We start from the raw sequence: 12,255 nt of genomic DNA, 5'->3' as shown, positions 1-12,255 counted from the left end.
CGGTCTTGGTTAAATTGTATTTCTTGTTGATAATGCTCAATATTAACGTTTTCATATTCAAACGGACTACTGTTAACAATACGAATCGAAAGCGGTTGACCATTTTGGGCGATGACTTCCACCTCCATAAAACGAAAATAAGCAATGTCTTGTGGCAGGCCATACTTTGAATAGCGAAACTGAATACGATCGGTGCCGTTGTCCAATTCAGTAACTCTCACCGATTTAGGGTCAAAACTGTCGACAAATTTACGTAACTTATATTGTGTTCGAATCATCGCCTCAATGGGTTTGATATAGTCTTCATTTTTTAAGTTCTGCTCTTGTGAGTATTTTACTTGAGCGCTGATGTTACCTTTTACATCGGTATTCCGAACCACGTACACTTTTTTAGCGGTTTTATGACCATCAATGATTTCCTCTTTCGTTACCAGCGCCACTAAATGCTCGTGTTCAGCAAATGAGCTAATTGCAATTTCAGGTATGTTGGTATCGATCACGTAGTGTGAAAAAAGTCTATGACCCTCTTCAGATGATGGCGCATCATTTCCAATCTTGACGTCAGCAAATGAATATAAACTGAATACAGTAGTAAGTGCGACACTGAGTCTCAACAGGGCTGAAAGCATAGATGGTTTAACCTTTTTAAGGAGGGATGAAATAAAGTGTGAATTGATTTTGAATGGTCAACTGACAATGTATTCAATGGTTATGGAATGCATTGTATCTTTATGCTCATTTTTGTCTGTATCGTGAATGAAGGATCGAATCATACAAAGTGACGTGTGTTTTAGAGCAATGATAAAAAACTAGCCAGTATTGTTACTTGTTTCCTATCTCCTATCTCCTATCTCCTATCTCCTATCTCCTATCTTCTATCTCCTATCTCCTATCCCTATGGGGAGTGATTTGTGATGTTTGACAGTCGTGGATGTTTTGACGACAACCCGCTAGAAAGACTATATGGCAACGGCAATAACAGCATGACCTTATTCAAATGTATTATTTAACTCACGTTGAATGCTTGTCTCATTTCTATTGCGGTAGTGAATGAGCCTCGCTTTTACTTGTGGCTCAATTTCAGTTTGGAATATGTATTCTTTGACTCGAAAAACCTACAGAAGGGAATTGCCTGTGCACTTTGGCGAGCCTGTTCACAAATCTACTCATCAGAAATCAAATTATGTGTCTTAGATGAACTAATTTATCGTCTAAAAGGTCTATTATGCTGACTGCCAATTTATTATTTGTATCAATCCGCTAATTCCACATCTTTGAAACGGAATAGTAAGAGGAACGTTTGTTGAATATCGTCAAAATTTTATTACTTTCTTTGCTGACGTTTGTCTCAATCAGTATTCATTCATTTGCTCATGCGGCCTCTACAGGTTGGCTGGTTAATGATAATCACCCTCCGGTCAAAGTGCGCTTTATGCTAACCGGCGAGCTTGATAAACAAACTCAAACTGTGCCTGCCATACTGGATGTGCAATTAGATGATGACTGGAAGATGTACTGGCGCACGCCAGGAGAGGGCGGTATTGCACCTAAAATTGATTGGAGTGAGTCTTCAAATATAGCTGAGGTTGATTGGCAATGGCCAACGCCTAAGCAATACACTATTTTGGGTTATAAAACTCAGGGCTATCAAGGTGAGAGTGTATTTCCTATTCAACTTAAAGTGGATGACATTAATGCCAATACAGAGCTAAGAGGCAAGTTCACTTTATCTTCATGTACTACGGTATGTGTATTGACCGACTATGAACTTGAATTAGATTTTATTGCGGATGAGCTTCAGGCTGATACCGAAGCTATGTTTGCCTTCAATAAATCAGTATCGACAGTGCCACTAATTGTCGAGGCTGAAAATGCAACTGAACAGGTTAATGTTGGCTGGGATATGGCCCAAGAGTTGCTGCAAGTGATTTTACTTGATAACCAGTGGCGCCGACCTCAAGTAATTGTTGATGGCGACAAAGACACTAATTTCAATATTTTAGGAGTGAGCCGTCAATCACAAGCCGATGGCACAGATGCTTGGGTGGCCCAATTTGATGTATCGAATTGGTCTGGCGATCCTAAGCTGCTAGAAAAACAACTCAATGTGACTGTGAGTGATAATCAGCGCGCTTATGAGTATCAAACTGATGTTGAATTAACCTCAATTGAAGCTGCTGGTAGCTCACTGCTGACTATGATGTTGTTTGCGCTGCTTGGTGGCTTAATCCTTAATGTGATGCCATGTGTATTACCTGTTTTAGGGATGAAGTTGAGTTCAGTTATTGCTGCACCTGACATGCAAAAAAATCAAATTCGCTCGCAATTTATCGCCTCAGCATTGGGGATTATTGTGTCATTTTGGCTATTAGCTGCCTTTGTGTTAACTCTTAAGTTCACCGGCCAAGCGATTGGTTGGGGTGTACAGTTCCAAAACCCGTGGTTTATTGGCTTTATGGTGCTGGTAACCTCGGTATTCTCACTTAATATGTTGGGCGCATTTGAAATTAATCTACCGTCGAGCTTACAAACCAAGTTAGCGACAACAGGTGGCAATAATCATCGCGGTCATTTTTTACAAGGCATGTTTGCCACCTTATTAGCCACACCGTGCAGTGCTCCATTCTTAGGCACTGCAGTGGCATTCGCACTAGGTGCTGATGTATTAAGTTTATTAGTGATATTCACAGCGTTAGCAGTGGGTATGGCACTACCATGGATTTTGGTGGCAATGTTCCCACAGGTGGCGCGTTACTTCCCTAAACCTGGCCGTTGGATGAACATCGTAAAAGTGTTTTTCTCGGTGTTATTACTCATTACTAGTTTGTGGTTAATCAGTTTATTAGCAAGCTTTATCAATGTGATGGCGCTATGGGTTATCGCTGTATTGTTAGTGGTTGTTTTCTTCTGGTTAATGGCCAAGGAATATGGCGTACCAGCGGTGATAGCAAGTTTTAGTATGGTGGTGATGTTTGCTGCTATTGGCGCATTTGCCACCTCTGATGACTGGTCAAGTCCTTTGCCGACTGACTTAGCGTGGACGCCGCTTGAGCAAAGCGATATAGCGAGCAGTGTTGCCCAAGGTAAAACGGTCTTTGTTGATGTCACGGCAGATTGGTGTATTACCTGTAAAGCCAATAAAGTAGGGGTGATTTTACAAGACCCTGTTTACTCAACGCTCAAACAAGACAACATTGCGTTAGTAGAAGGGGATTGGACAACGGCGTCACAGCCAATCACAGATTACTTACAAAGCCATGGTCGCTTTGGGGTACCGTTTAACGTGGTTTATGGGCCTAATGCGCCAGAGGGCATAAAGTTGCCAGTGATTTTAACCACTGAGCAAGTACTGGCCGCTATTGAGCGAGCTTCTGCAGGTTAATCATTTTTTAATGTGATGCGATGAATATAAATATGATAATTCACGGTCAAATTAAGTCTGTGAATTATCATCAGTAAGCACATTGGAATTAATGACAAAACATGGCTGATTCAATAAATAAAACTTGGGTTCAAAAAGGGTTAAGTGGCATCAAGCAATTACTCATCATGCTGGTGCTGTTTTTAATCGTTTCAACAGCAGTTGATTTATGGCGCGGGAAAGATATCCCAACCGAAGCTCTGCCAGCTATCAGTGCGCTAGATTTAAATGACAATTTAGTGGATGTGATGGCAATGAGCCATGATAAACCTGTATTAGTTTATTTCTGGGGGACGTGGTGCCCAGTGTGCAATTTTGTCACACCTTCGGTGAATTTATTGAGCGAGCATTATTCGGTAGTTTCAGTGGCGATGAGCTCAGGTAGCGATGATAGGTTAACGCATTTTTTAACCGAAAAAGGTTATAGCTTAAGTACAATTAACGATCAGCAAAGCTTTTTAGCCCGAGAATGGTCAGTGCAAGTCACGCCCACAGTTATGGTGTTTAAAGATGGCGAACTTAAGCATTACACCACAGGCTTTACCAGCCTACCGGGGATGTGGTGGCGAATGATGTTTGCTTGAATATGTTATCGACCTGATGACTAACTCAACTATATAGTTGGCCGTAAAACAGTAACAAGTAACACTGAAAGATTTGCTGTGGTAGTTAAAAGGCCAATTAAATTCGGAGTAAACGAAAGTGACCCTAGGCTTAATATATTTATTTTAGTTTTACTTTAGTTTAAATTAGCTAAAGCTTATCTAAAACAACATCTTAGCTTTATTTGTATTATAAATACTGTTGTTATTATCTACTTCAACTAAAAGCTATAGCGTATTCCGATACGGCTTCTTAACTCCCTTTGACTTGAATCATCTGAAACAGACACATCACCGAACTCTACCCATGGAGTCCAACTTCCTATCTTATAGTGAGCTGTTAAATTGTTCTCATAGTTAGTTCTATTGTCGTTATAAAGTAGGTAATCATCATTGTCTGCATAGTAATAATTACCTTCAAATCCAAATGACCAATTCTGGTACTTATAACCAACATTTACCGTGTAACGATGGCGAAGTCGTTTAATGTCTTCATCAGGTTTTACGTCAAGACGATAGCGACCACTTAGTGAAAGACCTTCGATACTGTCTGGAGTGTAAGTTAGACGTAGTTGGGGTTTATAGGTTGCGCCTGATGAACCAAACTCAATAGGCATACCTGGTATGAGTGTCAATTGGTCGGTAAGCTTTATACGGTAACCTAAATCTAGTTCAGAGCCATTTGATTGTAAATCTTCCATAAACTTACCGTCAGCGCCTTTAAATTTTAGCTCTAAACTGACTGAAAAGTCACTGTCAAAAGTATGCCCCATTTTGATACGACTAGCATGTTGATCCGTTCCGCTTTTATATTCTTGGCGAAAATCCAACGAAGCAGCATTTGCATATGAGCAAACTAAAAATACAGTACAAATCAATAAAACTAGTCTAATAGATGACATCGCTAACTCTATCTAAGATTTAATTAATTTGTATTACAATATGAATAATTAAGATTTCCAATGTACAGTTTTACAAACTGTGATTAATGGCATGAATAATGGTTTTATCATCTTATTTATTGATAACAACTAGGCATATAAATTACCAACTGTTAACTTGGTGACATTATTGGGTTGAATTTAACCTTCTGGTAACAAGGGTGGTGTGTGGTTTCTTGAGGGAAATTAAATGACTTTTTAAAGATTAATCTAAAATGATTTAGCATAAATGAGGTAACTCGTTTCAGTAGTTACTCTATAAGAATTTCACGTGGTACCATTAACAGTAGATTAAGTGTCAAGGATCTGATTTACATGGTTTAATGTTATTTAAATTACAATATTTGAATCTATCAATGAAGATGAACTAACAATAAAACTCATTTTTTAATAATAATGGCCTAAAGTTTGCTGAGTAGTTTTAAATTAAGCTTTAGTGTCATCTTTTTGACCAAGAGATAACACGCTGTGTTACTGAAATATTTAACGAAACTTTTCAGGGCCGAGTATATCTAAAAGTCTTGTGGGGAATAATCAATGCTAAATAATAAATCAGTTTTAATTACAGGGGGCACGGGCTCTTTTGGTAAGCAATTTATTAAAACAATTTTACAGCAGTACCCTGATGTAAAAAAAGTGATTATTTATTCTCGTGATGAGCTTAAGCAATTCGAAATACAGCAGCAGTATCCTAGAAAAGAATTTCCACAGTTACGTTTTTTTATCGGTGATGTGAGAGATCAAAATCGTTTAACACAAGCATGTGAAGGGGTGGATGTCATCATTCATGCGGCTGCAATCAAACAAGTCGATACTGCCGAATATAATCCAACCGAATGTATAAGAACGAATATTGATGGCGCTGAGCACGTCATTCATGCAGCGCTTCAATGTGGTGTTCGAGATGTCGTTGCATTATCAACAGACAAAGCATGTGCGCCAATTAATTTATACGGAGCAACAAAATTAGCTTCAGATAAGCTTTTTGCTGCTGCTAATAATATTAAAGGCTCTAAAGATATTCGTTTTAGTGTGGTTCGATACGGTAACGTTTTGGGGTCTCGTGGCTCTGTTATCCCTTTTTTCATGGCGAAAAAGAAAGAAGGGTTGCTGCCTATCACTCATAAGGATATGACTCGCTTTAATATTTCCTTGCAAGATGGCGTAAATATGGTGATGTATGCATTAGATAATCATCTTGGTGGAGAGATTTTTATTCCTAAAATTCCATCCTATAAAATTCTAGATGTAGCAGAAGCAGTTGCTCCCGAATGCGAAATAAAAATTGTAGGTGTGCGTCCTGGTGAGAAGCTTCATGAGGAAATGTTCACAGACACCGATTCGTTGAATACGATTGATTTAGGTAGTTACTATGCGATTTTACCTTCTGTTTCTTATACATACTCTGAGGAAGATTACATGAAACATCATAATGCAGAAAAAGTCCCTTTTGGTTTCAAATATGATTCAGCTACTAATGTTGAATGGGAAACAGTGGAAGGATTACGAGAACTTATTAAACAGCATATTGATCCTGGCTTTACGGTGTGACTAACACATGATTCCATACGGTAAGCAAGATATTTCTCAGCAAGATATCAATGCTGTTATCGACGTTTTACAATCAGACTTTTTAACTCAAGGTCCTAAAGTACCAGCTTTTGAAGCTGCAATAACGGCATACACTAAAGCCCAGTTCGCTGTCGCAGTGAATAGTGCCACATCGGCATTGCATATTGCTTGCTTAGCACTAGGGCTGTCAGAAGGAGACTGGCTATGGACATCACCAATTACGTTTGTTGCTTCAGCTAATTGCGGTTTATATTGTGGGGCCCAAATCGACTTTGTCGATATAGATCCTAAAACCTACAATATGAGTGTTAGTGCATTAGAGGCTAAACTTGAAAAAGCTAAACTTTCTGGCACATTACCAAAAGTAGTAATTCCTGTTCATCTTTGCGGCCAATCTTGTGATATGAAGAAAATCCATTCTTTATCTAAAGAGTATGGTTTTCATATTATTGAAGATGCCTCTCATGCAATTGGTGGACGGTATTTAGATGGGCCAGTAGGTCAATGTCTTTACTCAGATATTACTGTATTTAGTTTTCACCCTGTGAAAATTGTCACGACAGCTGAAGGGGGCGTAGCTGTCACTAATGACCCATCTCTGGCGGAGAAAATGCAATTGTTTCGAAGTCATGGTGTGACTCGTGACCCTGAATTGATGCAGAAGAAGTCTTGTGGTGGCTGGTATTATGAGCAAGTAGAGTTAGGTTTCAATTATCGAATGACCGAACTTCAAGCAGCCTTAGGCGTATCTCAAATGCAGCGTTTAGATGAATTTGTAGCAAAGCGTCATCTGCTAGCTAAAAGATATAACCAATTATTACTTAATTTGCCAATCACATTGCCTTTTCAGCTAGAGAGTTCGTATTCTGGCCTTCATCTATATGTTATTCGTTTGAAATTGGACAAAACCTCTTTAACTCATCAGCAAGTATTTAGCTTACTTCGTGAGAAAGGGGTTGGAGTTAATTTACATTATATTCCAGTGCACACTCAGCCTTACTATAAACGAATGGGCTTTAGCCAAGGGGATTTTCCGAATGCTGAAGCTTACTATCGAGAAGCAATCTCTCTTCCCATGTTTCATTTAATGACACAAGTTCAGCAAGATAAAGTCGTGAGTACATTATCTGAAATTATTATAAATAATAGTTTGGAGTTGAATTAATGAATATTGCTATTATCCCTGCTCGAGGGGGCAGTAAACGTATTCCTCGTAAAAATATTAAATTATTTAATGGTAAGCCGATAATTGGGCATGTTATTGAGCGTGCTCTTAAAAGTGGCTGTATTGACCGTATTATTGTTTCTACTGATGACCAAGAAATTGCAGAAATAGCAAAAAGTTATGGCGCTGAAGTACCTTTCTTAAGACCTCCTGAATTATCTGATGATCATGCTACTACAGCTGTTGTTATTTCTCATGCCTTAAATTGGTTAATTACTCAAGGTCAAAAACCCGATTATGCATGTGTCATATATGCTACAGCTCCCTTTATTCAGTCCCAAGCCTTAAGTGATTCATTTTCACTCTTAAAACAGCAACCTAATAAAAAATTTTGTTTTGGTGTCACTGAATTCCCATCTCCTATTCAAAGGGCTTTTAAAATTACTAAAGCAGGCGACGTAGTGATGTTTCAGCCTGAGCATTTTAATTCTCGCTCGCAAGACTTAGAAAAAGCTTATCATGACGCAGGGCAATTTTATTGGGGCACAACTGACGGTTTCTTTGACAGTAAAGGAATGTTTTCTACTGATGCCATTCCTTTTCCTTTACCTTGCCATCAAGTACAAGATATTGATACTCCGGATGACTGGGTTAGAGCTGAAGCCTTGTTCCAGGTGATGACAGGATAGTAATTTTCAATGAAAAAGATTGTATTTAGAGTTAACGCTGGCAAAGGAGTCGGAGTCGGACATTTAGTGCGTTGCTGCTCTTTGGCGACAGAACTCATTAAGCTTGGTCATCACTGTGATTTCCTGTTAGGTAGTTTTGATGTTGCGGTTACGCCTTTTCTCGTGGGATTTAAACACCACTTTTTGTATGCAGAAGGTGACATTAATCAGGAAGAACCTGATTGGCAAATGGACGCTAAGTTTACAAAAGATTTTTTACATGGCAAACAAGTCGATTGGCTTATTATCGATGATTATAATTTGGGACATGAATGGGAGTCACAATTTGTAGAAATGCCATTATGTTTGATGGCAATTGATGATTTATGTAGATTGCATTGTTGTGATGCTTTATTGGATGTTCGCTGGCGTGGACAAACTACAAATGAGTCTTATCAAAAGTTAATTCCAAAAGGTACAGATACCTTATTAGGTCCGCAGTATGCTTTATTAAATCAACAGTATAAACAGTCAGGCTCTCTTATTTTAGGCTTAAAACCCTTTACTGTTTTGGTCGGTATTGGTGGGGCTGGCGATAGTCACACTGCAATTGAGATTATAGATGCTTTAATTGCATTAACTCAAATACCACAGTTGATTATTAAACCCATATTAGGCCCCCTTACCGAAAACAAACAACTTTTGCTAGATAAATACAAAACTCTTGAAAACGTTAAACCCATCGAGGACTGTTTTGATTTGTATCCTCATTTGTCGAACTGCCATTTATATATTGGTGCGGCTGGTGGAATTTTGTACCAATTAAAAGCATTGAACAAACCTGCTATTACATTTTCACTCGCTAGTAACCAACAAACTGCTCATGCAGACTTAGAGGGAATTGGACATTATTTTCATTGCGAAGATGACTTTAATGTTGACCAAGTAGCAAAATTAGTCACGTGTTTTGCTGAACATTATTCCAGAATTATCAAGATGAAACCTAAAGCTGTTCAAGTTGATGGACTTGGCGCAAGTAGAGTGGCGCAATTCTTAGTAAGAGAGCAAGTCCCTAATCTTCAGGCGACATTTTACGACGGTAATACTCAATGTTCTGAGTTTGAATCTTTGAGTGAGCATTATCGTATACGAAAGGTTACAGATGGTGATATTAATCATTACTTAGATAGCCGGAATTTATCTACGAATTCTCAAAACATGATTCAAACTAAGCCCATTGCTCGTTTAGGGCACTACACTTGGTGGTTTAACTCACAGAGAGAGTCTTTTCTGCTTGAGAAGCATCACCAACCTAGCTTATATATTTGGCATCAAGTTCAGCAATACCAAAAGCGTCAATTTCTTATCGGTGGATGGTTTGTATGTAATGGAGAAAGCTCATTTCAAGATGCGTTAATTGCTTTAAATTGGCAATTAGAACATTGCGATCTCCAGTGGCCAAACTTACCTTGGGTTGCCGTCATACATAGAGAAAACCGTTATGTAAAGCTTATGAATGACTATTTAGGTTTTAAAGAAATAACACTTGAACACAAATATTATGATGCAATTGGTTCGATTTTTGCTGATGCATCCCATGATGATTTTTATTACGTGATACGAGAGCCTGTGGCTAACTCACTGTCACCATTGGTTGAATCACAGGATTGAAATGCATAAATTCAAATTGAATAATACCCCATTACATATTGGTTTTATCGGTGGCGCGCATGACTCAGCTGTGGGCTATGCCCACAGCGTAGCTTGTCAGCTTGATGGTTTTTGGAAATTAACATCAGGTTGCTTTTCTCGTGACAGAGGCAAAAGCGAGCAAACCGGTGAATATTGGGGGCTTGATGCCTCACAAGTTTATACTGACTGGCAACAATATATTAAAGAGAAAGGCAAAACATTAGATGCTGTGGTTGTGCTTACTCCGACACCTAGCCATGAAAAGATTGTTTGTGAGCTACTTTATGCAGGTATTGCTGTAATTTGTGAGAAAGCGATGGCTGCAAGTGTTTCACAATCTTTAGCTATTCAAAAGGCGTTAGAGGAAGCCAATGGTTTTCTAGCGGTAACATTTAATTATAGTGGTTACCCAATGCTAAGAGTACTAAAACGTCATGTCGCGGCGGGTGATATAGGTAACATATTACAAATTAGGGCTGAAATGCCTTCAGATGGGTTCATTCAAGATATTAATTCCATGACACCTCAAGCATGGAGACTCATGGATGGCGATATTCCAACTTTGTTACTCGATTTGGCTGTACATGTTCATCATATATCTGACTTTGTCACAGGGTGTAAACCATTAAGTGTTAATGCTGATTTTAATCATTTTTCTGTATTTGATGGGATTGTGGATGATGCAAATATTTGGTTGAAATGCGAACAGGATATACGTGCTTCTTATTGGGTGAGTAAAACTGCAATTGGTCATAAAAATGGATTAAAAATTTCAGTATTTGGTGACAAAGGTAGTGGTCATTGGGTTCAAGAAGAACCAGAGGTGTTACGAATATTTAATCAGCAATCAGTTGAGACTATATATAACAGAGGTAATTGTTACTTTCCTGATGAGATTATAGAACGATTCAAACCTGGACATCCTGGTGGGTTTATTGAAGCATTTGCCAACCTTTATCGAGATATTGGTGATGCTTTAAATGAGTTTAAACTCAGCGGTTACCATAACTCTCCTTATGTTTTTGGGTGGCAACATGCTCATGATGGCTTGGTATTACTGGATGCTGCTACTCAATCACATCAACAGCAACAATGGATAAATTTAACATGAAGGAGCGAACCATGACTGTACTATCGCATACCGTGAAAATTGGTGAGAGAGAAGTTGCTGCAGGCAAACCGGCTTATGTCATTGCTGAGTTGTCAGGTAATCATGGTGGCAGCTTATCAAAAGCACTGGAATTATTAAGAGCTGGAGCTTCTACTGGTGCTGATGCTATCAAACTACAAGTATACCGTCCTGACACTATTACATTAAATGTTAGTCATGGTGATTTTGCTATTCCACAAGATAATGCTTGGTCTAAATACAAAAATTTGTATCATTTATATGAGTATGCTCATACACCTTGGGAATGGTTGCCAGACTTATTTGCTGAAGCAGAAAAGTTAGGCGTTGAGCTATTTGGATCAGTATTTGATAACACATCTGTAGATGAATTAGAGAAGTTTCCTGTTCGAGCTTATAAAATCGCATCGCCTGAAATTGTCGATTTAGGGTTACTCAAAAAAGTCGCTATGACTAACAAGCCTGTAATTGTTTCAACGGGCTTAGCAAGCTTAAGTGATATAGCCCGTGCAGTAGACTGTTTAACTGAACATGGCTGTAAAGAAGTCATTTTATTAAAATGTACAACAGCTTATCCAACTCCTCCAGAAGAAGTGAACTTAAAAACAGTTCAGAGCCTAGAGCAGACTTTTAACTGTCCTGTAGGACTTTCAGATCATACGGTTGGCATTGGTGTATCAATCGCAGCAGTCACAATGGGGGCATGTGTGATAGAAAAGCACATTAAACTTGATGATGGAGAAGAAACTGTTGATAGTTTTTTCTCATTAACGGTTGATGAGTTTAAAAATATGATCACAGAAATTAGAAGAGCTGAACTAGCTATTGGTAAAGTTGAATATAGTCTGACCCCTGAAGCAGCTAAAAACAGTAACGGAAGACGCTCTTTGTATGTCTCACAAGACATCAAAGCTGGTGACTCCATTACAGAATTAAACATTCGTTCAGTCAGACCAGGCTATGGACTTGCACCTAAGTACCTTCCATTAGTATTGGGAAGGAAAGCATCAATTGATTTGAAAGCGGGTGACAGGTTGAGCTGGGATGTTATTGCTTAAGTAATTG

General features: G+C 38.7%; 10 protein-coding genes. 8 read left to right on the top strand and 2 right to left on the bottom strand.

Annotated elements, in window-relative coordinates; translation table 11 throughout:
• Positions 1-629: hypothetical protein (locus L2735_RS07185; protein WP_248984055.1), on the bottom strand; the 629-nt coding region annotated here is incomplete at its 3' end.
• Between the two features lie 674 nt (positions 630-1,303).
• On the opposite strand from L2735_RS07185, the gene L2735_RS07180 reads away from it, so the two are divergent.
• Positions 1,304-3,382, top strand: coding sequence for a protein-disulfide reductase DsbD family protein (locus L2735_RS07180; RefSeq protein ID WP_428848298.1), 2,079 nt, complete (start codon positions 1,304-1,306; stop codon positions 3,380-3,382).
• A gap of 101 nt (positions 3,383-3,483) precedes the next feature.
• Positions 3,484-4,005 carry a protein disulfide oxidoreductase gene (locus tag L2735_RS07175; protein ID WP_248984054.1) on the top strand — a complete coding sequence of 174 codons (522 nt, stop codon included), beginning with the start codon at positions 3,484-3,486 and terminating at the stop codon, positions 4,003-4,005.
• Between the two features lie 239 nt (positions 4,006-4,244).
• On the opposite strand, the gene L2735_RS07170 is transcribed toward L2735_RS07175, so the two are convergent.
• The gene (locus L2735_RS07170) at positions 4,245-4,925 is read right to left on the bottom strand and encodes an oligogalacturonate-specific porin KdgM family protein (RefSeq protein ID WP_248984053.1); all 681 of its coding nucleotides are present in this window, start codon (positions 4,923-4,925) and stop codon (positions 4,245-4,247) included.
• A 576-nt stretch (positions 4,926-5,501) separates the two neighbouring features.
• Between L2735_RS07170 and pseB the strand changes: the two genes are divergently transcribed.
• The 6 genes from pseB to pseI are packed head-to-tail and all read left to right on the top strand — an operon-like array spanning position 5,502 to position 12,248.
• Positions 5,502-6,515, top strand: coding sequence for a UDP-N-acetylglucosamine 4,6-dehydratase (inverting) (gene pseB / locus L2735_RS07165; protein ID WP_248984052.1), 1,014 nt, complete (start codon positions 5,502-5,504; stop codon positions 6,513-6,515).
• Between the two features lie 7 nt (positions 6,516-6,522).
• Positions 6,523-7,701, top strand: a complete 1,179-nt coding sequence (gene pseC, locus L2735_RS07160; RefSeq protein ID WP_248984051.1) for a UDP-4-amino-4,6-dideoxy-N-acetyl-beta-L-altrosamine transaminase — start codon at positions 6,523-6,525, stop codon at positions 7,699-7,701.
• A complete protein-coding gene (pseF, locus tag L2735_RS07155; protein WP_248984050.1) occupies positions 7,701-8,390 on the top strand; it encodes a pseudaminic acid cytidylyltransferase in 690 nt (229 codons plus the stop codon). Before pseC ends, pseF begins: the two co-directional genes overlap by 1 nt.
• Positions 8,391-8,399: 9 nt before the next feature.
• Entirely contained in the window at positions 8,400-10,040 is a 1,641-nt protein-coding gene (gene pseG / locus L2735_RS07150; protein ID WP_248984049.1) for a UDP-2,4-diacetamido-2,4,6-trideoxy-beta-L-altropyranose hydrolase, read from the top strand.
• 1 nt (position 10,041) lies between these two features.
• Positions 10,042-11,172 carry a Gfo/Idh/MocA family protein gene (locus tag L2735_RS07145; protein WP_248984048.1) on the top strand — a complete coding sequence of 377 codons (1,131 nt, stop codon included), beginning with the start codon at positions 10,042-10,044 and terminating at the stop codon, positions 11,170-11,172.
• An 11-nt stretch (positions 11,173-11,183) separates the two neighbouring features.
• Positions 11,184-12,248: a pseudaminic acid synthase gene (pseI, locus tag L2735_RS07140; protein WP_248984047.1), complete on the top strand. Its 1,065-nt coding sequence runs from the start codon at positions 11,184-11,186 to the stop codon at positions 12,246-12,248.
• Positions 12,249-12,255: the final 7 nt, after the last annotated feature.

It is taken from the genome of Shewanella olleyana, assembly GCF_023283825.1.
Classification (GTDB): Bacteria; Pseudomonadota; Gammaproteobacteria; order Enterobacterales; family Shewanellaceae; genus Shewanella; species Shewanella olleyana.
This window is presented reverse-complemented; position numbering and strand designations above follow the sequence as displayed.